Source organism: Streptomyces sp. NPDC025651 (assembly GCF_055558735.1).
In genome coordinates, this window is sequence record NZ_JBVHLZ010000024.1 from 1 (window position 1) to 20,119 (window position 20,119).

The 20,119-nt window shown below is 72.2% G+C and carries 21 protein-coding genes; 8 read left to right on the forward strand and 13 right to left on the reverse strand.

From position 1 onward, the window contains the following. The coding region (locus ACZ4D5_RS42950) for a type I glyceraldehyde-3-phosphate dehydrogenase (RefSeq protein ID WP_467777988.1) at window positions 1-690 on the forward strand (690 nt) is incomplete at its 5' end. A 54-nt stretch (window positions 691-744) separates the two neighbouring features. On the opposite strand, the gene ACZ4D5_RS42955 is transcribed toward ACZ4D5_RS42950, so the two are convergent. From ACZ4D5_RS42955 to ACZ4D5_RS42975, 5 genes are all read right to left on the reverse strand, one after another. Then, window positions 745-1,974, reverse strand: a complete 1,230-nt coding sequence (locus ACZ4D5_RS42955; RefSeq protein ID WP_467777989.1) for a metallophosphoesterase — start codon at window positions 1,972-1,974, stop codon at window positions 745-747. Window positions 1,975-2,070: 96 nt separating this feature from the next. After that, a complete protein-coding gene (locus ACZ4D5_RS42960) occupies window positions 2,071-3,972 on the reverse strand; it encodes an ABC transporter ATP-binding protein (protein WP_467778009.1) in 1,902 nt (633 codons plus the stop codon). 119 nt (window positions 3,973-4,091) lie between these two features. Then, complete coding sequence (locus ACZ4D5_RS42965) at window positions 4,092-4,949, reverse strand: GNAT family N-acetyltransferase (RefSeq protein ID WP_467777990.1); 858 nt, start codon at window positions 4,947-4,949, stop codon at window positions 4,092-4,094. 71 nt (window positions 4,950-5,020) lie between these two features. Beyond that, the gene (locus ACZ4D5_RS42970) at window positions 5,021-6,208 is read right to left on the reverse strand and encodes a CynX/NimT family MFS transporter (RefSeq protein WP_467778010.1); all 1,188 of its coding nucleotides are present in this window, start codon (window positions 6,206-6,208) and stop codon (window positions 5,021-5,023) included. Window positions 6,209-6,629: 421 nt separating this feature from the next. Next, a complete protein-coding gene (locus tag ACZ4D5_RS42975) occupies window positions 6,630-7,355 on the reverse strand; it encodes a FadR/GntR family transcriptional regulator (protein WP_467777991.1) in 726 nt (241 codons plus the stop codon). A 351-nt stretch (window positions 7,356-7,706) separates the two neighbouring features. Here ACZ4D5_RS42975 and ACZ4D5_RS42980 point away from each other — a divergent pair, with 351 nt between their 5' ends. Further along, window positions 7,707-8,597 carry a glycoside hydrolase family 19 protein gene (locus ACZ4D5_RS42980; RefSeq protein WP_467777992.1) on the forward strand — a complete coding sequence of 297 codons (891 nt, stop codon included), beginning with the start codon at window positions 7,707-7,709 and terminating at the stop codon, window positions 8,595-8,597. A gap of 47 nt (window positions 8,598-8,644) precedes the next feature. On the opposite strand, the gene ACZ4D5_RS42985 is transcribed toward ACZ4D5_RS42980, so the two are convergent. Together ACZ4D5_RS42985 and ACZ4D5_RS42990 are read right to left on the reverse strand one after the other, a co-directional pair. Further along, on the reverse strand, window positions 8,645-9,082 hold the full coding sequence (locus ACZ4D5_RS42985) for a nitroreductase/quinone reductase family protein (protein WP_467777993.1): 438 nt from the start codon (window positions 9,080-9,082) through the stop codon (window positions 8,645-8,647). A gap of 44 nt (window positions 9,083-9,126) precedes the next feature. Further along, on the reverse strand, window positions 9,127-9,678 hold the full coding sequence (locus ACZ4D5_RS42990; RefSeq protein ID WP_467777994.1) for a TetR/AcrR family transcriptional regulator: 552 nt from the start codon (window positions 9,676-9,678) through the stop codon (window positions 9,127-9,129). Window positions 9,679-9,856: 178 nt separating this feature from the next. Between ACZ4D5_RS42990 and ACZ4D5_RS42995 the strand changes: the two genes are divergently transcribed. From ACZ4D5_RS42995 to ACZ4D5_RS43010, 4 genes are all read left to right on the forward strand, one after another. Beyond that, window positions 9,857-10,330: a nuclear transport factor 2 family protein gene (locus tag ACZ4D5_RS42995; RefSeq protein ID WP_467777995.1), complete on the forward strand. Its 474-nt coding sequence runs from the start codon at window positions 9,857-9,859 to the stop codon at window positions 10,328-10,330. Window positions 10,331-10,458: 128 nt separating this feature from the next. Then, window positions 10,459-10,875, forward strand: coding sequence for a CBS domain-containing protein (locus tag ACZ4D5_RS43000; protein ID WP_467777996.1), 417 nt, complete (start codon window positions 10,459-10,461; stop codon window positions 10,873-10,875). A gap of 84 nt (window positions 10,876-10,959) precedes the next feature. After that, window positions 10,960-11,148, forward strand: coding sequence for a DUF6479 family protein (locus ACZ4D5_RS43005; protein ID WP_467777997.1), 189 nt, complete (start codon window positions 10,960-10,962; stop codon window positions 11,146-11,148). A 19-nt stretch (window positions 11,149-11,167) separates the two neighbouring features. Next, the gene (locus tag ACZ4D5_RS43010; protein WP_467777998.1) at window positions 11,168-12,565 is read left to right on the forward strand and encodes an NADP-dependent succinic semialdehyde dehydrogenase; all 1,398 of its coding nucleotides are present in this window, start codon (window positions 11,168-11,170) and stop codon (window positions 12,563-12,565) included. A 54-nt stretch (window positions 12,566-12,619) separates the two neighbouring features. Here the strand turns inward: ACZ4D5_RS43010 and ACZ4D5_RS43015 are convergent, their stop codons facing one another. Beyond that, the gene (locus ACZ4D5_RS43015) at window positions 12,620-12,847 is read right to left on the reverse strand and encodes a DUF5133 domain-containing protein (RefSeq protein ID WP_467777999.1); all 228 of its coding nucleotides are present in this window, start codon (window positions 12,845-12,847) and stop codon (window positions 12,620-12,622) included. Between the two features lie 141 nt (window positions 12,848-12,988). Between ACZ4D5_RS43015 and ACZ4D5_RS43020 the strand changes: the two genes are divergently transcribed. Further along, a complete protein-coding gene (locus ACZ4D5_RS43020) occupies window positions 12,989-13,516 on the forward strand; it encodes a DUF6328 family protein (RefSeq protein WP_467778000.1) in 528 nt (175 codons plus the stop codon). Window positions 13,517-13,564: 48 nt separating this feature from the next. Here ACZ4D5_RS43020 and ACZ4D5_RS43025 read toward each other — a convergent pair whose 3' ends face one another. The 3 genes from ACZ4D5_RS43025 to ACZ4D5_RS43035 all read right to left on the reverse strand — a co-directional run bounded on the left by ACZ4D5_RS43025 (window position 13,565) and on the right by ACZ4D5_RS43035 (window position 16,283). Next, window positions 13,565-14,743 carry a 4-hydroxybenzoate 3-monooxygenase gene (locus tag ACZ4D5_RS43025; protein WP_467778001.1) on the reverse strand — a complete coding sequence of 393 codons (1,179 nt, stop codon included), beginning with the start codon at window positions 14,741-14,743 and terminating at the stop codon, window positions 13,565-13,567. Between the two features lie 83 nt (window positions 14,744-14,826). Beyond that, window positions 14,827-15,225 (reverse strand): hypothetical protein, encoded by a 399-nt coding sequence (locus tag ACZ4D5_RS43030; protein ID WP_467778002.1) that lies wholly within the window; start codon window positions 15,223-15,225, stop codon window positions 14,827-14,829. Between the two features lie 92 nt (window positions 15,226-15,317). Beyond that, window positions 15,318-16,283 carry an LLM class F420-dependent oxidoreductase gene (locus ACZ4D5_RS43035; protein WP_467778003.1) on the reverse strand — a complete coding sequence of 322 codons (966 nt, stop codon included), beginning with the start codon at window positions 16,281-16,283 and terminating at the stop codon, window positions 15,318-15,320. A gap of 76 nt (window positions 16,284-16,359) precedes the next feature. Here ACZ4D5_RS43035 and ACZ4D5_RS43040 point away from each other — a divergent pair, with 76 nt between their 5' ends. Next, a complete protein-coding gene (locus tag ACZ4D5_RS43040; protein WP_467778004.1) occupies window positions 16,360-17,496 on the forward strand; it encodes a glutamate--cysteine ligase 2 in 1,137 nt (378 codons plus the stop codon). Window positions 17,497-17,592: 96 nt separating this feature from the next. Here the strand turns inward: ACZ4D5_RS43040 and ACZ4D5_RS43045 are convergent, their stop codons facing one another. Both ACZ4D5_RS43045 and ACZ4D5_RS43050 read right to left on the reverse strand, forming a co-directional pair. Continuing rightward, window positions 17,593-18,780 (reverse strand): cytochrome P450, encoded by a 1,188-nt coding sequence (locus ACZ4D5_RS43045; protein ID WP_467778005.1) that lies wholly within the window; start codon window positions 18,778-18,780, stop codon window positions 17,593-17,595. A gap of 99 nt (window positions 18,781-18,879) precedes the next feature. Beyond that, window positions 18,880-20,103 (reverse strand): cytochrome P450, encoded by a 1,224-nt coding sequence (locus tag ACZ4D5_RS43050; RefSeq protein ID WP_467778006.1) that lies wholly within the window; start codon window positions 20,101-20,103, stop codon window positions 18,880-18,882. Between the last annotated feature and the right edge of the window lie 16 nt (window positions 20,104-20,119).

Consider the following 20,119-nt stretch of genomic DNA (forward strand, 5'->3'; position numbering starts at 1 on the left):
CGCGCCCGCGCCCACATCGACGGCGGCGCCAAAAAGGTCATCATCGCCGCCCCCGCCAGCGGCGAGGACATCACCCTCGTCCTCGGCGTCAACGAAGACGCCTACGACCCCGACCGCCACACCATCATCTCCAACGCCTCCTGCACCACCAACTGCCTGGCCGTCCTGGCCAAGGTCCTGCACGACACCGTCGGCATCGACGCCGGCATGATGACCACCGTCCACGCCTACACCCAGGACCAGAACCTCCAGGACGCCCCCCACAAGGACCTCCGCCGCGCCCGCGCCGCCGCCCTCAACATCATCCCCACCTCCAGCGGCGCCGCCAAAGCCATCGGCCTGGTCATGCCCGAACTCGCCGGCCGCATGGACGCCTTCGCCCTGCGCGTCCCCGTCCCCACCGGCTCCGTCACCGACCTCACCATCACCCCCAGCCGCACCACCTCACTCCAGGAAATCAAGGAGGCCTACGCGACCGCCGCCACCGGCCGCCACAAGGGCCTGCTCTCCTACACCGAAGCCCCCATCGTCAGCACCGACATCGCCGGCGACCCCGCCTCCTGCATCTTCGACGCCGAACTCACCCGCGTCACCGACCACCAGGTCAAGGTCGTCGGCTGGTACGACAACGAATGGGGCTACTCCAACCGCCTCATCGACCTCGCCCTCCTCGTCGGCGCCTCGCTCTGACGCTCCCGCGGCCCGGGCCACGCGCGCCCGGGCCGCGCCTTCCTCTCCGGCGCCCTAGCGGCCCACCGGCGTCGCCGTGCGCATGCGGTGCACCCTGCGGGCCCGGCGCGTGGCGACGTCCACCGTGTACGCGTCCACGGTCATCGCCCGCTGCGACACCTTCAGGATCATGAAGCCGTGGTCCGAGAAGTTCTGCCAGGTCGCCGGGTGGTCGAAGTGGGCCTTGCCGTCCCCGGCCTTGCCCGCGGCACCGCACACGATCTGCCGGGTGCCGCCGGTGCGGGTGGTGGGCTCCAGGATCTGCAGGGTGTGGTCGTGGCCGGAGAGGATCAGGTCGGCGCGGCCGCACACCACCTCCTCGTAGATCTCCTTGAGGTGGATGCCGCTGGTGTAGTTGCCGATGACGAAGCCGTCGTACGAACCGGCGCTGCCGTGCTTGCCGTTGTTCAGGTACGGGTGGTGGCCGAGCACGATCTTCCAGCGGGCCCGCGACGCCTTGAGCGCGCCGTCGAGCCACGCGCGCTGCTCGCGCATGTACGGGCCGTTCCACCGGTAGTGCGGGTCCGTCTGGATGACGTACGAGGTGACGGGGTTGGTGTCCATCGCGAAGAACTCCACGAGCGGATCGCCCTGGCCGTTCGCGGTGGCGGACGTGCCCGCGGCGGACGGCAGCGCCACGTTGTAGTAGCGGCTCGGCATGTACCAGCGCCGCGACCCCTTCGCGTACGACACCTCTCGGTCACCGCGCGAGGGGTCGCCGCCGCTGCCCGGGATCAGGCCGGAGCAGTCGTGGTTGCCGAGGACCATCAACCAGGGCATGTCCAGGCCGGAGTTGGGGTCCTCGAACTTGGTGCGGAACTCCGAGTCGTGGTCCGACTCGGGGCCGTTCTCGTAGATGTTGTCGCCGAGGCCGACCGCCACGGACACGCCCTCCGCGCGGCACACCTCGCGGGCCGCGGCGGCCACCGCGTGCTGCGCCTCCTCGCCGGTGCCGGCGTCACCGGTGAGGAGAACCGCGTACTCACCTGACCGGTTCGGCGCGGTCGGCAGGGGGAACTTGCCGTCCTTCGCGCGTTCGGCCGCCGCCGCGGGCGGCTGCGCCCCCGGCAGGACCGTCAGCGCCGCGGCGCCCGCGACCACACCGCCGAGCACGGACCGCCTCCGCACGGCCCGCATCTGCCGGACCCGCTCCCCCACCGGCCCTTCGGCGAGCTGTGGGTCCGCCCGCAGCCACTGTTCCTCCGTCATGTCCGCGCTCGGCGGTATCAACTCGTCATCGCACATGAGGGGGTTTCTCTCACGGGAGGGGGTGTGGTTGGTGGGGAACCAATGAACTCCTGGTGGACGTCTGGCCACGGCTTGCGGTACGAGGGACTCCCCTCAGCCCACCGGCACGGCCTCCGCGTCCCCGGCCGCCGGGGCGTCCGTCCCCTTGGCGAACTGCGTCCGGTACAACTCCGCGTACCGCCCGCCCAGTTCGAGGAGTTCCTCGTGCGTGCCGCGTTCCACGATGCGCCCCGCCTCGACGACGAGGATCTGGTCGGCGGAGCGCACCGTGGAGAGCCGGTGGGCGATCACCACGGCGGTGCGGCCTTCGAGGGCCTCGGCGAGGGCCTCCTGGACGGCGGCCTCCGAGGTGTTGTCGAGGTGGGCCGTTGCCTCGTCGAGGATGACGACCCGCTGCCGGGCGAGGAGCAGCCGCGCGATGGTCATCCGCTGCCGTTCGCCGCCGGAGAGGCGGTAGCCGCGCTCGCCGACGACGGTGTCCAGGCCGTCGGGCAGGGACCGCACGAGGTCGTCGAGGCGGGCCCGGCCCAGCACGTCCCACAGGTCGTCCTCGCTCGCGTCGGGCCGCGCGAGGAGCAGGTTGGCGCGGACGGACTCGTGGAAGAGGTGGCCGTCCTGCGTGACCATCCCCAGGGTGGCCCGCATGGACGCGGCTGACAGGTCGCGTACGTCGACGCCGCCGATGCGGACGGTGCCCTCGTCGGCGTCGTACAGCCGCGGCAGCAGTTGCGCGATGGTCGACTTGCCCGCGCCGGAGGACCCGACGAGCGCGACGGTCTGCCCGGGCTCGGCGCGGAACGACAGGCCGTGCAGGACCTCTTCGCCGCCGCGGGTGTCGAGCGAGGCGACCTCTTCGAGGGAGGCGAGGGAGACCTTGTCGGCGGCCGGGTAGCCGAACCGCACGTTGTCGAACTCGACGGCGACGGGCCCCTCGGGCACGGCCACCGCGTCGTCCTTCTCGGCGATGAGCGGCTTCAGGTCGAGCACCTCGAAGACGCGCTCGAAGCTGACCAGCGCGCTCATGACCTCGACGCGCGCCCCGGCCAGGGACGTCAGCGGCGCGTACAGCCGGGTGAGCAGCAGGGCCAGCGAGACGACGGCGCCCGCCTCCAGCGTCCCCTCCAGCGCGAAGTACCCGCCGAGGCCGTAGACCAGCGCGAGCGCGAGGGCCGACACCAGTGTGAGGGCGGTGATGAACGTGGACTGCGCCATGGCGGTGCGGACGCCGATGTCCCGCACCCGGTGGGCTCGCGCGGCGAACTCGGCGGACTCGTCGCCGGGCCTGCCGAAGAGCTTGATGAGGGTGGCGCCGGGCGCGGAGAAGCGCTCGGTCATCCGGGTGCCCATGGCGGCGTTGTGGTGCGCGGCCTCGCGCTGGAGCTTGGCCATCCGGGAGCCCATGCGGCGCGCGGGCACGATGAAGACCGGGAGCAGCACCAGGGCGAGCAGGGTGATGTGCCACGAAAGAGTGAGCATGACACCGAGGGTCAGGACCAGCGTGACCACGTTCCCGACGACGCCGGACAGTGTGTTGCTGAACGCCCGTTGCGCGCCGATCACGTCGTTGTTGAGGCGGCTGACGAGGGCGCCCGTGCGGGTGCGCGTGAAGAAGGCGACGGGCATGCGCTGTACGTGGTCGAAGACGGCGGTGCGCAGATCGAGGATCAGGCCTTCGCCGAGGTTCGCCGACAACCAGCGGCTCAGCAGCCCGAGGCCGGCCTCCGCGAGCGCGATGACGGCGATGAGCAGGGCGTACCGCACGACGACGGAGGAGTCACGGCCGTTGACGATGGCGTCGACGACGCTCCCCGCGAGGACGGGAGTCGCCACGGCGAGCAGTGCGGTGACGATGCTGAGCAGCACGAACTGCCAGATGCGTCTGCGGTGGGGCCTCGCGAAGGTGCCGATGCGGCGCAGCGTGGCGCGGGCGAAGGGGCGGCGGTCCTGCTGTGCGTTCATGACGCTGTGCAGCTGGGTCCATGCGGTGGTTTCCATGCTCATGCGAGGAACGTTAGGACCTCAAGCAAACTTGAGGTCAACACTCTCCCGCGCCCGTCGAGGGGCGCGGGAAAGCCGCTGCGGGCGTGCGCCGGCGGGAAGTCGACCCGTGCCGCTCAGCCGAGTTCCAGCGAGGTGACGCCGAAGACGCGCTCCTCGGCGTACGCCCTGATCGGGCCCGTGTACATGCGGGCGGTGTCGAACGTGGGCTTCATCCCGCGCGCCTCGGCGAGCGCGACGGCCTCCGCGTTGGTCTCGGGCACGTCCATCGCCACAGGCGCGCCGTCCGCCTCCGCGGCCAGCGCGTCCAGGAGCGCCTCGGCGTCGGCGCGGGTGTCCGCGAACAGCGGCCCGACGCGCAGGGCGTCGCGGCCCGGGCGGATCACTCCGTACCCGGTGAGCCTGCCGTCGACGATGCGGGCGAGGGCGCGGTGGCCGGGGGCGGCGAGCCAGGACTCCAGGAAGCGGGGCCGGTCGGCGGGCAGACACGCGCTGTCGTACGCCATGAGCGCGCGCAGGCCCGCGGCCTCGACGGGGCGCACGTGCCGGTCGGGCACGCCGTTCGTGGGCAGCGGGCCGATGTAGCGCTGGGTGCCGTGCTTCCAGGTGAACCCGGAGCGGCGGTAGTTGCCCTGCTGGGCGGGGACCCCGTCGAGGCCGACGGTCCTGCCGTCGGCGTGCGCGAGCGCGGTCTGCCAGGTGGCGAGGCCGAAGCCGTGGCCTCGCCGGTCGGGGCGGACGAGGTAGAACCCGAGAAAGGCGTAGCTGTCCCCGTAGTTGACCACCGAGATCGCGGAGACGGGATCGCCGTCCAGGCGCCCGATGAAGAACCCCTCGGGATCCTGCGCGAAGAACGAGGGGGCGTCGGCGAGGCCCGGGTTCCAGCCCTCGTCCCCCGCCCATCCCGTCACCACACGCCAGTCGTCGAGCGTCGCCCGTGAGATCGCGAACCGCCCGGGAGCCGAATTGGTCATCGCTGCACCCTTCTCCTCCGTTGTGGTGCGCCGTGGAGAAGCGCACCGGGTGCATCCTGCCCGAGCGGGGCTCAGCCGATGCCCGCCACGTGCCGGTCCCGTGCGGCGCCGAGACCGACCGCGACCTGCGGCACGAGCAGGACGAGGAGGAGGACGAGCGGCACGGTCCAGCTGTGCGAGGCGTCGTGGACGGCACCGAGGACGGTCGGCCCCGTCGCGGCGAGGACGTAGCCGAAGCACTGGGACATGCTGGAGAGCTGCGCGGCGTGCCGGGCGTCGGGCGCCCGCTGCACGATGAAGAGCAGCGCCAGGCTGATGGCCGCGCCCTGGCCGAGGCCGAGCAGGGTCATCCACAGGTAGGCGCCGCCGACCGGAGCGGCGAGCAGGCCCGCGTAGCCGAGGGCGCAGAGCGCGGCGCCGAGGACGGCGAGGGTGCCCGAGCGCAGGCGCCTGCCGACGATCACCGGAGCGAGGAAGGAGCCCGCGATGCCGAGCAGCGAGGAGAAGGAGAGCATCCAGCCCGCGTCGCCCGCGGCCATCCCCGCGTCCTGGAACACGGTGGGCAGCCAGGCGGCGGCCGCGTAGTAGTTGAGGGACTGCAGGCCCATGTACGCGGTGACCTGCCAGGCCAGCGGGGAGCGCCACAGGCCGCGTACGGGGTGGGCGGCCTGGCGCGCCGCGGCCGCGGTCACGCGCGTACGGGACCGGATCTGCGGCAGCCACACGAGCAGCGCGACGACGGCGAGGGCGCCCCAACAGGCCAGCGTGGTGCGCCAGTTCATGCCGCTCGCCTGCTGGACGGGCAGGGTGACGCCGGCCGCGAGGGCGGCGCCCCCGAACAGGGACATCGAGTAGAGGCCCGTCATCAGACCGGCCTTGGCCGGGAAGTCCCGCTTGATCAGGCCCGGCAGCAGGACGTTGGCGACGGCGATGCCCGCGCCGATGACGACGGTTCCCGCGAAGAGCGCGACGACGGAGTCGAGCATGCGCAGGGCCGTGCCCGCGCAGATCAGCGCCATGGTGCCGAGCAGCGACCGCTCCATCCCGAACAGCCGCCCGAGCCGCGGCGCGACGGGCGCGAGCAGTCCGAAGCAGAGGAGCGGAAGCGCGGTCAGCAGACTGGTGGCGGCGGCGGACATGCCGCTGTCGTCACGGATGGTGTCGGCGAGCGGGGAGACCGCGACCAGGGCGGGCCGCAGATTGAGCGCGAGCAGAACGACGCCGAGGGCGAGACAGAGAGCCCGCCGCCCGGCGGGCACACCGCTCCCAACGGGGCTGCCGCCCGCCTTGTCACCCCCGCGGCCACCGACCGGACCGGGCCTACCGGCCGTCTCGGCGGCGATGGCGGGCGCGGGCGCCGTGCCGGACCGCGCAGCCTTGGCGGCGGCAGCCGTGTCCGCCACGGCCTCGGCGGCGACCGCCGCCCCGGAGCCGAGAGCTTCGGCCGACGCGCCTGCCGCACCTGCCGCGCCCGTCGCGTCTGTCACGCCTGACGTGCCTGTCACGCCTGACGTGCCTGTCACGTCTGACGTGCCTGTCACACCTGACGTGCCTGTCGCGCCCGCGCCGACCCCGTCGGCCCTCTCCGCAGCCGCGCCGTCGGCCTGCGTCCGCCGCGAGTCGGCAGCGGCGGCCGCCGTCCCACCGGTGGCCGTCGGCCCCGGAGCGGTTCGTGATCCCTCAGCCATGGTTCGCCTCCGAGGCGTCGGCGTCGGTGTCCTGGTCCCGCAGGGCCGCCATGCCCTCGGCGAGGTGGGCGAGGACCGCCTTCTCCGCCGCCTCCGCGTCCCGCGCCTCGATGGCGTCGACGATCGCCTCGTGGGCGTCGAGCTGGTGGCGCACGGAGTCGGGGACGGGCGCGCCGACGACCGACCGGAGCGTTTCGCGCAGGGCGTCGCTGAGGTGTCCGTACAGCTCGGCGAGGACGGTGTTGTGCGCCGCGTCGGCGACGGTGCGGTGGAAGGCCACGTCCGCGTCGATGAACGCCGCCGTGTCCCCGCTGCTCCAGGCCCGCCCGCGCTCGGCGAGCGCCGTCCGCAGGGCCGCGAGGTCCTCGTCCGTGCGGCGCTCCGCCGCGTGGCGCGCGGCGTCGCGCTCCAGGCTGGCACGCACCTCGTACGCCTCGAGGACCCCCGCCCTGCGCAGCCTGCGCTGCACGGCCGCGCCGAAGTCACTGTTCGCCCGCACATACGTGCCGTCGCCCTGGCGGGGCTCCAGCATGCCGGTGTGCACCAGGGCGCGGACCGCCTCCCGCACGGTGTTGCGGCCCACCGCGAGCTGCTCCACGAGCAGCGGCTCGGCCGGGATCTTCTCGCCCACCTGCCACTCGCCGTCGGAGATGAGGCTCTCCATCTGGGCGATGACCAGGTCGACGAGGTTGGTCCGCGCGGCACTGCGCAACGGCATCGGTCGGCACCTTCTCTCTTGTTCTCCCACTCCCGATGCCAGACATGGGAACATCCCATGTTTCGCCCTGTCAAAGCCGCGGCAGCGGCCCGCATGCTGGACGGCCCGGAAGTTTTACCTTTGATCGCCTCCGGTCGCGGACCGCCGCCCGGCCCAACTCTCCTGCCCATCACCGCTGTTGAGGGGCTTGTCCGGCGCGCCTTCGACGGTGGCTGCACCACTCTCGCCGCACCGGTCGCACGCATTCGGTCCTGGTCCAGACCTTGACAGGTCCAGACCATTTTCGCTTGAGTCGCGGCACCCCCATGGCGGCGCGGGCCGCCATCCTCCCCGCCCGTAAGGAGAGTTGGCATGATCAGACGCATCACCGGCTTCGCCGCCGCGCTGGCCGCGCTCGGCGCGATGATCGTCCTGGGCCCGGCCGCCACCACGGCGTCCGCCGCCGAGTGCGCCGCGCCGTGGAACTCCTCGTCCGTCTACACGGGCGGCAAGTCGGCCTCGTACAACGGACACAACTGGACCGCCAAGTGGTGGACCCAGAACGAGACTCCGGGCCGCTCCGACGTCTGGGCGGACCAGGGCACCTGCGGCGGCGGCACGGACCCGGGCAACCCCGACCCGTCCGGCTTCGTCGTCAGCGAGGCGCAGTTCAACAAGATGTTCCCGAGCCGGAACTCGTTCTACACCTACAAGGGCCTGACCGACGCCCTGAAGTCGTACCCCGCCTTCGCGAACACCGGCAGCGACACCGTCAAGCGCCAGGAGGCCGCGGCGTTCCTCGCCAACGTCAGCCATGAGACGGGCGGCCTGAAGTACGTGGTCGAGCAGAACCAGAACAACTACCCGCACTACTGCGACAAGACCCAGCCCTACGGCTGCCCGGCCGGACAGGCCGCCTACTACGGCCGCGGCCCGATCCAGTTGAGCTGGAACTTCAACTACAAGGCCGCGGGCGACGCGCTCGGCATCGACCTGCTGGGCAACCCCTACCTGGTGGAGCAGAACCCGGCCATCGCCTGGCAGACGGGCCTTTGGTACTGGAACACGCAGAGCGGCCCCGGCACCATGACCCCGCACAACGCCATGGTCAACGGCGCCGGCTTCGGCGAGACGATCCGCGCCATCAACGGCACCCTGGAGTGCAACGGCGGCAACCCCGCCCAGGTCCAGAGCCGCATCGACCGGTACAAGGCCTTCACGCAGCTCCTCGGCACCACGCCCGGCTCGAACCTGAGCTGCTGACGTGTGACCCGACGGTGCCGGGCGGGCCCGCCCGGCACCTCACCGCCTCACACCGGCGGCACCAGCCGGAACACCGGATGCCGCGCCGCCTCCGCGGCGAACTCCTCGTCCGACGAGTCGGCCGTCACGTCGAAGTAGGGCCGCGTGACGGGGACTTCGCGCAGGTACTGCCGCAGCACGGGCACGCTCTCCTCGGGCCCGAGCTCGACCACTCCCACGCTCTGCGACCTGCCGCCGCGGCTGAGGCCGATCCGCCCGGCGGCGCGCGCGTTGCGTACCCAGCCGCTCACCCCGTAGGCGGCGACGACCCAGCGCTCGCCGTCGGCCGACATCACGTCGACCGGGGTGGAGTACAGGCGCCCCGACTTCCTGCCCCGCACGCTCAGGTTGTACCGGTAGGCGTTGCCGAGCCCGAACCCGGTCAGCGTGTGGAACACCCGGTTGATCATGCGCGTACCGAAGTGCACGCGGTACGTCTTCGCCATCGCCCCTCCTCGTGTCGGACGGCAGGGCCGTCGAACGGTCGAGCTTACGACGCGGCCAGCAACCGGGCGGCGCCGCACCGGGCTTGGCGCGCGGCCTCGGGCGAACCCGAGATCGCGGCGGTCGTCATGGCCCCCTCGGCGAGCAGGACCAGCGGCCCGACGGCCCGCTCCGGGCCGCCCGCGTCCGCCACGAGCCCCGCCATGTAGTCCCGGAAGGCGCTCTTGTGCGCCCAGACGGTGTCGGCCACCGCCGGGTCGACCGCGCCGAGCTCGCCGAAGGAGTTCACGAAGGCGCAGCCACGGAAGTCCGGCTCGGCGAACCACTCGTGCAGCCAGTCGAAGACCGCGAGGACCTTCTCCTCGCCGCCCTCCCTCTCGTCCACGTACGCGGCAAGGCGCTCGCGCCAGCGTCGGTCGCGGCGCTCCAGACAGGCCTTGACCAGCTCCGACTTCGAAGGAAAGAGCTGGTAGAGCCGCTTGAGCGAGATACCCGACGCGGTGCGGACCTGGTCCATGCCGACCGTCTGGATGCCGCGCTCGTAGAAGAGCCCTTCGGCGGCGTCGAGGAGTCTGGCCTCCGCCTCGGCGTGATCCATGGTGGCTCCCGTCCGGGTTGAGAACGTTCGTTCTCTCAGGCTACTACGCCTACGCGACCCGGTGCGCCGTTGCGCGAGAACGCACGTTCTCCTATCGTGGCGGACCATGCCGGAGAACGACCGTTCTCCGCTCGTCGACACCACTCGTCCCGCACACACCGCTCATGAGGAGACCGCCATGTCCGCCGGCACCCGACCCCCCGTCCCGCCCTTCACCCGGGAGACCGCGATCGAGAAGGTCCGCCTGGCCGAGGACGGCTGGAACAGCCGCGACCCGCGGAAGGTGGCCCTCGCCTACAGCGAGGACTCGCGCTGGCGCAACCGCGCCGAGTTCGTGACCGGCCGCGAGGACATCGTCGCGTTCCTGTCCCGCAAGTGGGCCCGCGAGCTCGACTACCGGCTCGTCAAGGAGCTGTGGGCCCACGACGGCCACCGCATCGCGGTCCGCTTCGCCTACGAGTGGCACGACGACTCCGGCCAGTGGTACCGCAGTTACGGCAACGAGAACTGGGAGTTCGACGACGACGGCCTGATGCGCGCCCGCCACGCCTGCATCAACGACCTCCCCGTCCGGGAGTCCGACCGCCTCTACCACTGGCCGCTCGGCCGCCGGCCCGACGACCACCCCGGCCTCACCGAGCTCGGCCTCTGAATCCCTGAACGCGGCACGGCCCCACGGGTGTTACGCCCTCGCCGGTGGGGCACCCGGTCGGCGACAACGGCCCGGCCCCGCACCGGACCGCGGGACCGGGCCCGCGACCGATCCGCAAGGAGGCTCACATGACCACCGCACGCGACATCATGACTCCGGGCGCCGAGTGCGCCGGGGCCGAGGAGACCGTCCTCCAGGCGGCCGCCAAGCTCACCGAACTCGACGTCGGGGCGCTGCCCATCTGCGGCACCGACAACCGGCTCAAGGGCGTGATCACCGACCGCGACATCGTGGTCAAGGTCCTCGGCAAGGGCAAGGACCCGTCCAAGGTCCTCGTCGGCGAGCTCGCGCAGGGCGAGGCCGTGACCATCGGCGCCGACGACAGCGTCGACGAGGTCTTCTCGACCATGACCAGCCACAAGGTCAGGCGTCTCCCGGTGATCGACGGCCGCTCCCTGGTCGGCATGGTCGCCCTCGCCGACGCCGCACGCGCGCTGTCCGACCCCAAGGCCGGGCAGCTCCTCGAGGCGCTCTCCACCGACTGAGGCCCGGCACGGAAGGCACGCCTCCGAATGCCTCGTTCCGCACGGCGGCCTAGGCTGGACGTCTCGGCCGTTCACGGAGGCACCATGCCCCTCGCCGCAAGCGGAACCTCATCACTGCTGCTGATCTTCGGCATCGTGGTCGTCGTCGTCCTGCTGGCCCTGTTCTGGTACGGACGACGACTGGTCGCGCGCCGCCCCGCCCCACCGCAAGAGCCACAGGCCCGCGCGGACTCCTGGGAGGAACCGGACCAGGACCCTCCCGAGCCGCGGTAGGCCTGGGAGGAGGCACCGTATGCCCATCGCCACGGTCGATCCCGCCACCGGCGAGACACTGGAGACCTTCGAGCCGCTGCCGCCCGCGGAGATCGAACGGCGTCTGGCGGCCGCCGACACCGCCCACGCCCGCTACCGCACCAGCGGCTTCGCCGAGCGCGCCCTGCTCCTGAACCGGGCGGCCGACCTCCTGGAGGAGGACGTACCGGACATCGCCCGCACGATGACGACGGAGATGGGCAAGCCCGTCAAGGCCGCCGAGGCCGAGGCCGCCAAGTGCGTCAGGACCATGCGCTGGTACGCCCGGCACGCCGAGGAACTGCTCGCGGACGAGGAGCCCGCACAGGTCGACGTGGTCGACTCGGGCGCCGTGCGGGCGGCGGTCCACTACCGCCCGCTCGGCGTCGTGCTCGCCGTGATGCCGTGGAACTTCCCGCTCTGGCAGGTCGTGCGGTTCGCCGCCCCCGCCCTCATGGCGGGCAACGTGGCGCTGCTCAAGCACGCGTCGAACGTGCCGAGGACCGCCCTCTACCTCCAGGACCTGTTCGGCCGCGCCGGCTACCCGGAGGGCTGTTTCCAGACCCTCCTGATCGGCTCGGACGCCGTCGAGGCCGTCCTGCGCGACCGGCGGGTGGCCGCCGCGACCCTCACCGGCAGCGAGCCCGCCGGGCGCTCGGTGGCGTCCGTCGCGGGCGACGAGATCAAGAAGACCGTCCTCGAACTCGGCGGCAGCGACCCCTACATCGTCCTGCCGAGCGCCGACGTCGAGCGCGCCGCGAAGACCGCGGTGACCGCCCGCGTGCAGAACAACGGACAGTCCTGCATCGCCGCCAAGCGCTTCATCGTGCACGCCGACGTCCACGACGCCTTCCGGGACCGGTTCGTCGCCGGGATGCGGGAGTTGACCGTCGGCGACCCGATGGACGAGGGCACCGACGTCGGCCCGCTCTCCAGCGAGCGGGGCCGCGCCGACCTGGAGGAACTCGTCGAGGACGCCCTGAACCAGGGCGCCACCGCCCTGTGCGGCGGACAGCGCCCCAAGGAACAGGAGCGGGGCTGGTACTACTCCCCCACCGTCCTCACGGACATCACCCCGCGGATGCGGATCCACCGCGAGGAGACGTTCGGCCCGGTGGCCACGCTGTACCGCGTCGAGGACCTGGACGAGGCCCTGGAGCTCGCCAACGACACGCCGTTCGGGCTGAGTTCGAACGTCTGGACCCGTGACGACTCCGAGATCGCCCGCTGCGTACGGGACCTCCAGGCGGGCGGCGTCTTCTTCAACGGCATGACCGCCTCACACCCCGGCCTCCCCTTCGGCGGCGTCAAACGCTCCGGCTACGGAAGGGAGTTGTCGGGCCACGGCATCCGCGAGTTCTGCAACGCCACGACGGTCTGGTACGGCTCCACGGAGTAGCGGCGCCCGCGAGAAGAAGGCGGAAAGAAGCGGAAAGAAGGGGAGAGCGCGGGCTCAGACCGAGAGCAGCGAGTCGTCCGTGACCCGGGCGCCGGGCAGCCGGTGCCCGGCCGCGACGACCGCGGCGTCGACGTCGCTGGTGCCGGTCGCCAGGCACAGACTGTAGGCGACGTCTTCGTACGCCTGGCGGCTCGCCGCGCCTCCTTGGTCGGCACGCAGCAACGCCAGGGCCCTGTAGCGCTCCAGCAGATCTTCCAGGACGACGGGGTGCGCCAGCAGCACGAGGTTCCTCCCTCGGGTTCGGGTACGCCGATCGTTCGACCTCCCGCCTGCCCGGACACGCCGGTTCGAATCATCGGTGGCCACACCGATCGTGAATCGCTCCGCTTGTTGTGTCCTGAATTCGTGGGCAGACTCGACACTGTGGACACATCGAACAGGAAGTTCGAGGAGCAGCCCGGCGCCACTGCCGGGGCCCGGAGCCACGGCCGCGACGAGACCGAGGAGGAGCGCGCCGACCGCCGCTGGAACGACCTGATCCAGGAAGTCCGGGTGGCGCAGACCGGCGTCCAGATCCTGTTCGGCTTCCTCCTGACGGTCGTCTTCGCGCCACGCTTCGCGGAGTTGAGCGACACCGACCGGACCATCTACATCGTGACCGTGCTGCTCGGCTCGACGGCGACCGGCGCCCTCATCGCGCCGGTCTCCTTCCACCGCATCGTGTCGGGCCGCAGGATCAAGCCGCAGGCGGTGGTGTGGGCGTCCCGGCTGACCCTCGTGGGTCTGATCCTCCTGCTCGGCACCCTGACGTCCGCGCTCCTGCTGGTGCTGCGGGTCGCCACCGACAACACCGTCGTGCCCTGGCTGGTGGCCGGGGTCGTCTCCTGGTACCTGCTGTGCTGGTTCGTGCTGCCCGCGTGGGCACGGCACCGCCACACGACGGCGGACTGACCGGCCCGCGCCTACGCTTGCACGGGGGCAACTCGCCGACGGGCAGGGTCAGTTGTCGACGTTCTCACCGATGTACAGCTCGGCGAAGGCGGCCGCGGCGGCCGGCGAGCCGAGGATCCTGCGCAGCCGGGCGGCCGCGGTGCCCGCGGCGAAGGGGTCGCCGGACGAGGCGCCGTGCAGCAGCTCGGCGAACCACCGCGAGAACTCCTGGTACTGCCACACCCTCGGCAGGCAGCGCGCCGAGTAGCCGCCGAGCCCGCTGCCGTCCCCGCCCCTGACGTACGCGGCCAAGGCGTCGCCGAGCAGCAGCGCGTCGTGCAGCGCGAGGTTCATGCCCTTGGCGGCGATCGGGGCGACGAGATGGGCTGCGTCGCCGGCCAGGTAGAGCCGTCCGTACGCCATGGGTTGCACCACGTAGTCGTGCATGTCGAGGACGCGCTTCTCGACGAGCCGCCCCTCGGCGAGCCGCGGCGCGCCGTCGGCGGCGAGCCGGGCGTGCAGCTCGGACCAGACGCGGTCGTCGGGCCAGTTCGCCGGGTCGTCGCCGGGCGGGCACTCCAGGTAGTAGCGGGTGATCTGCGGGCTGCGGGCCATGTGGGCGGCGAGGCCGCGGGGGTGGATGCCGAAGACCACGCAGTCCGAGGACGGCGGTGCCTCGGCGAGCAGGGCGAGCCAGCCGATGCCGTGGTCGTGCCGGGCGACGGTGGCGTGCCGGGCGGTCAGGTGGTCGCGGGTCACGCCGCGTGCCCCGTCGCAGCCGGCGACGGCGGCGCAGTCGATGCGCACCCGCTCCCCCGTGGCAGGGTCCGTGTACGACACCGCGGGACGGTCCGTGTCGATGCCGTGCAGGTCCACGCCGCGTACGCCGAACCGGATGTCGCCGCCCGCCTCGTCGGCGTACGCCCGCACCAGGTCCGTCACCAGCAAAGGCTGGGGATAGACGAAGTGGCGCCGGCCCGACAGCTCGGCGTAGCGGAACCGGTGGCGCTCGCCCGCGCTGCGGAACTCGCACTCGACGTGCGCCTGCGCGCGCTCCAGAAGGGGCCCGGCGAGCCCCCGCTCGTCCAGGGCCCGCACCGCCCACTCCTCCAGGAAGCCCGCGCGGGGCCGCTGTTCGACGAACTGCCTGCTCTCCGTCTCCAGCACCACGCAGTCCACGCGGGCGGCGCGCAGGATGTTGGCAACGGTGAGCCCGGCGGGTCCGGCCCCCACGACGACGACGGTCATCCGGAAAGTATGGCGGCACCGCGCCCGGAGGGAAGGGGGCCGGTTCAGCGGCCACGCCCGTGACGGACGGTCCCGAGGCCGCCTCAGCCGTCCCCCCGCGGCTCCCCGTGCTCGGCGCCGGTCAGGCGGAGCTGCACCTCGACCTCCTGGTCACCGGACGCGGTGCCGCCGGACGTGGCGACGAAGGCCGATGCGAGCGCGGCGCGCAGCCGGGCCACGGCGACCGGGCCGCCCTGCAGGTCGGCGGTGACCGGGCCCGCGAGCAGTACGCCCGTCACGGGTCCCGGGTCGTGGTCGGCGAGGAAGCCGCCGGTCCAGACGTCGGGGCGGTCCTGTCCCGTCCTGCGCGGCACGTCGGATCCGCGGTCGGAGCGGAAGTGGTCGTTCAGGACGGTGAAGACTGCGTCCGCGTCGGCCGCCGAGCACTCGCCGAGGACCACGTGGACGAGGTCGGGGGACGGGGGGTGCGGGGTGTCGTTCATGGTGTCTCCTCGGGTCTCCTCGGGTCTCCTCGGATCTTCTCGGGCGGGGCACGGCGGCCCGGCCGGATGGGAGGGCACGGGTGCCCCTCGTGTCACAGCTCCCGCAGCGCGGGCAGCAGTTCCTTCTCGGCCCAGTCGATGTAGGAGAGCTGGTGGTCGCCGCCCACCTGCACGAGTGCGATCTCCGTGAAGCCCGCATCGACGTAGGGGCGCACGGCCTCGACGAAGTCGTCGACGTCGTCACCGCACGGGATCTGTTCCGCGACGTCCTGCGGGGTGACGTACCGCGTGGCACCGGCGAACCCGGAGGGTCCCGGCAGTTCGGAGTTGACCGGCCAGCCCCCGACGGACCAGCGGAACTGGTCGTGGGCGCGGGCGATCGCCGCGTCCTTGTCGGGGTCGTGGCAGATGGGCAGCTGACCGACGCGGTGCTTGCCACGGCCCCCGTGCCGGTCGAAGGATGCCAGCAGCTCGGCCTTGGGCTCGGTCGCGACGACGAGGTCGGCGAGCCGCCCGGCCAGCGCGCAGGACCGCTCGCCGGAGACGGCGACGCCGATCGGCGGCAGTTCGTCGGGCAGGTCCCACAGCCGGGCGTTCGCCACGTCGAAGTGGGTGCCCTGATGGTTGACCTCGTCACCGGTGAAGAGTGCGCGGATGATCTCCACCGCCTCCTCGAGCATGTCGAGGCGGACCTGCGGGGACGGCCATCCGGCGCCCACGACGTGTTCGTTGAGGTTCTCGCCCGAGCCGAGCCCGAGCCGGAAGCGGCCCTCGGCGAGCAGCTGTGTCGTCGCGGCCTTCTGGGCCACCACGGCGGGGTGGTAGCGGACGGTCGGGCAGGTCACGTACGTCATGAGGGGGATCCGCGACGTGGCGTGCGCCGCGGCGCCGAGCACGCTCCACGCGTACGGGGAGTGTCCCTGCGCGTCGAGCCACGGAAAATAGTGGTCGGAGGTGACGGAGAAGTCGAAGCCGGCCCGCTCCGCGGCGACCACATGGTCGACGAGTGCGCGGGGCCCGGCCTGCTCGGTCATCATCGTGTAGCCGATTTGCACCATAAATGATCGGTTTGCCGAACGGTCCCGGCTGAAACATCGGACGGGGCCGCGGCCACGGACAGAGAGGCGGCGTCCTGTGCGCACCGTAGGAGTGGAGGAGGAACTCCTCCTGATCGACCGCGAGAGCGGGGAACCACGGGCACTCTCCTCGGCCGTCCTGGAGCGGGCGGCCATGGACACCGGGGGGAACTCAGGCACCGAACGGCACGACGACGACTACCGCGAGCCCGAGGACGAGGCGTTCGAGAAGGAACTCCACGGCCATCAGCTCGAGTTCGCCACGCAGCCGCGGACGGGCATGGACAGCCTCGCGGAGGAGATCGCGCGGTGGCGCTCGGACGCGGCGCGGCACGCCGGAGACGTGGGCGCCGCGGTCGCCGCCCTCGCCACCTCACCCCTGCCCACCAGCCCCTCGGTCAACACGGGCACCCGCTACCAGTGGATGGAGGAGCAGTTCGGGCTGACCACCCAGGAGCAGTTGACCTGCGGCTGCCACGTCCATGTGTCGGTGGCGTCGGACGAGGAGGGCGTGGCCGTCCTCGACCGGATCCGGCCCTGGCTCTCGGTCCTTGTCGCGCTGAGCGCCAACTCGCCGTACTGGCAGGGCAACGACACCCGGTACAACAGCTACCGCAGCAGGGTGTGGGGGCGCTGGCCGATGGCGGGCCCCACCGAGGTCTTCGGCTCCGCCGCCCGGTACGAGGAGCGGGTCCACGACATGGTCGCCACCGGCGTGGTCCGCGACCGGGGCATGGTCTATTTCGACGCCCGGCTCTCGCACCGCTATCCGACGGTCGAGATCCGGGTCGCGGACGTGTGCCTGCAGGCCACGTCGACCGTCCTCGTGGCGGCGCTGGCCCGGGGGCTCGTCGAGACGGCCGCCCGCGAGTGGCGCGCGGGCGTGCCGCCGCTGGGGCACGCCGTCGGGCTGCTGCGCCTGGCCGCGTGGCGGGCGGCGCGGTCCGGTCTCGACGACGACCTGGTCCACCCCCTGACCATGCGGCCCGCGCGGGCCCCTGAGGTGGTGCGGGCGCTGCTCGACCACCTCCGTGACGCGCTGGAGGCGACCGGCGACCTCGACCTGGTGCGCAAGGGCACCGAGGGGCTGCTGCGGCACGGCAACGGCGCGCGCGTCCAGCGTGACGTGCTGCACCGCACGGGCAGCCTGGGCGCGGTGGTCGCGGAGTGCGTGCGCCGCACCCAGGAGGCGTGAACTCCCGCCGCACGCCCGGGACTTGTCGCTGGGCGTGCGGCTCGCGTCGCGCCTCCGAAAGGCTCGCGCCACGTCTCGGCCCGCTCGCGCCACGCCTCAGAACGTCAGGTGCAGCGACTCCATCCCGATGTTCGCGCGCACCAGCCTGGCCCGGTGCGCGGTGCCCTCGGCGATCGTGTACTCCGGGATCCGGCGGTGCCACTCCTCGAAGAGGATCTGCATCTCCAGGCGCGCCAGATGCGCGCCCAGGCAGCGGTGCACGCCGACGCCGAAGGCGGTGTGCGCGTTCTCCGGGCGGTGGAAGTCGATCTCGTGGGGGTTCGGCCAGGTGGCCTCGTCCCGGTTGGCCGTCGTCAGGTGGGCGTTGACCAGGGTCCCGGCCGACACCGGGCAGCCCGCGACCTCGACGTCCTCGGTGGTGACCCGGGGCAGGAACGGCGCGGGCGGGTCCAGGCGCAGCAGTTCCTCCACCGCCGCCGGCACGAGGGAGGGGTCGGCGACCAGTTCCTTGCGCCGCTCGGGGGCGGTGGCCAGGCGCTCCATGGCCATGCTCAGCGCGTCGGTGACGGTCTCCAGACCGGCCATGATGAGCATCACGCACAGACCCATGGCCTCCGCGTCGGAGAGCCGGTCGTCGCCGTCGATGGCCAGGATCTCGCTGAGGATGTCGTCACCGGGCCGCGCGCGGCGGGTCTGGATCAGCTCCATCAGATAGCCGGCCGTGGCCACGGTCCGCTCCGTCGCCGTCGCCCGCTCCTCGTCGGTGAGGGGGACCTCGCCCGCGGCGTCGGCGGTGAGCGCGAGGGCCGCCGTCTTGCAGGCGATGAACTGCTCGCGCTCCTCGAGAGGCAGCCCCAGCAGGGTCAGCAGCCCCTGGGCCGGGAAGGGGTCGGCGATGTCCGCGACGAACTCGCAGCCACCGCGGGCCTTGACGCCCTCGACGAGGTCGACGGCCTGGGCGCGCAGCGACTCCTCCAGCGGCCGGATGCGGCGCGGGCTGAAGAACGGCTGCAGGATGCGGCGGTAGCGGGTCTGCTCGGGCGGGTCGTAGCCCAGCGGGATGAGCGGGAAGCCGCTCTCCACGCCGTCGAACACCATCTTGGCCGAGAACCGGTTCGGCTCCCTGAGCATCTCCTTCACACCGGCGAGGCCGGTCACCGCGAGGCCGTCCGCCATGGGCGCGACCTCTCCCTTCTCGGCGAGGATCCGCCAGGCGTCGTCACGCCGTTCGGCCACCGGGAGGTCCTTCACCCGGCATGCGGTGCCGGGGTCAACGCTGGTCATGGTCACTGATCCGTTCGTCGTCGCTTCGCTGTCCTCGGGCGGGAGCCACGGGTGCGTACCGGCGTGCGCCGCCGCGGTACGCACCCGTGGGGCCGTCGCTCACACGGTGATCGGCAGCCGGGCCGCACCGCGCAGGCTGAGCAGGCCGTTCCACTCGACCTCGCCGTTCAGGGCCAGGTCGGGGAAGCGCTCCACCAGGCCGCCGATCGCCACCCGGCCCTCGATGCGGGCCAGCGCCGCGCCGAGGCAGTGGTGGATGCCGCCGCCGAGGGAGAGCTGCTTGCGGGCGTTCTCGCGGTCCAGGCGCAGTTCCTCCGCGTCGGGGCCGAAGAACTCCTCGTCGCGGTTGGCGCCGGCCAGGTTGGCGAGGATGAACGAGCCCGGCGGGATCTCGAACCCGCCGACGTGGTACGGCTCCAGGTTGATCCGCCGGCTGTTGTGCACCGGGGCGTCGTACCGCAGCATCTCCTCGACGGCGTTCTCGATCAGCTCCGGCTTGGCGCGCAGCAGTTCGAGCTGGTCGGGGTTGCGCAGCAGGGCCAGCGTGCCGCCGGAGATGAGGTTCACGGTGGTCTCGTGGCCCGCGACGTAGAGCATGGTGACCTGGGCGACGAGCTCGTCGTGGCTGAGCACGTCGCCGTCGTCCTCGACCGCGATGAGCTGGCTGAGCAGGTCGTCGCCGGGGTTGTCGCGCTTCCAGGCGACGGCCTCGCCGACCAGGTCGAACAGCTCGGCGTCGGCCGACTCGACGGCCCTCATGATCTCGGGGTCCGTGGTCGGTTCGACGGAGCGCATCAGTACGTTGGTGAGGTACCGCATGCGCTTGGTGTCGGTGGGCGGCATCCCGAGCATCCGGGATATCACGGTGAACGGCAGCGGGAACGCGAGGGATTCGACCAGGTCGCCGCCGCCGGCCGCGGCGATGCCGTCGAGCGCCTCGTCGACAAGGGCCTTGATCCGCGGCTCCATGGCGTAGATGGCACGCGGCGTGAACGCCTTGGAGACCAGCTTGCGCAGCCGGGTGTGGTCCGGCGCGTCCCGGTCGAGGAGGGCGAGGCCCTTCAGGCGCGGCTCGTCCGTGACGCCCGCGTTCGTGTACGCGTCGCGGAACGGGCCGGGGGCGACGTGGCGCTGCTCGACGGAGAGACCGGAGCGCAGCAGCGCGTCCACGTCCGCGTAGCGCGACAGCATCCAGAAGCCGCCGGGGTGTTCGTGCACCGGGACCTCGCGGCGCAGCTCCGCGTAGTGCGGGTACGGGTCGGCCATGAATTCCGGCGTGAACGGGTTGAAGATCAGGGGCTCGCTGTGCGGCACCGTGCTCATGTGAACTCCTCTGCCG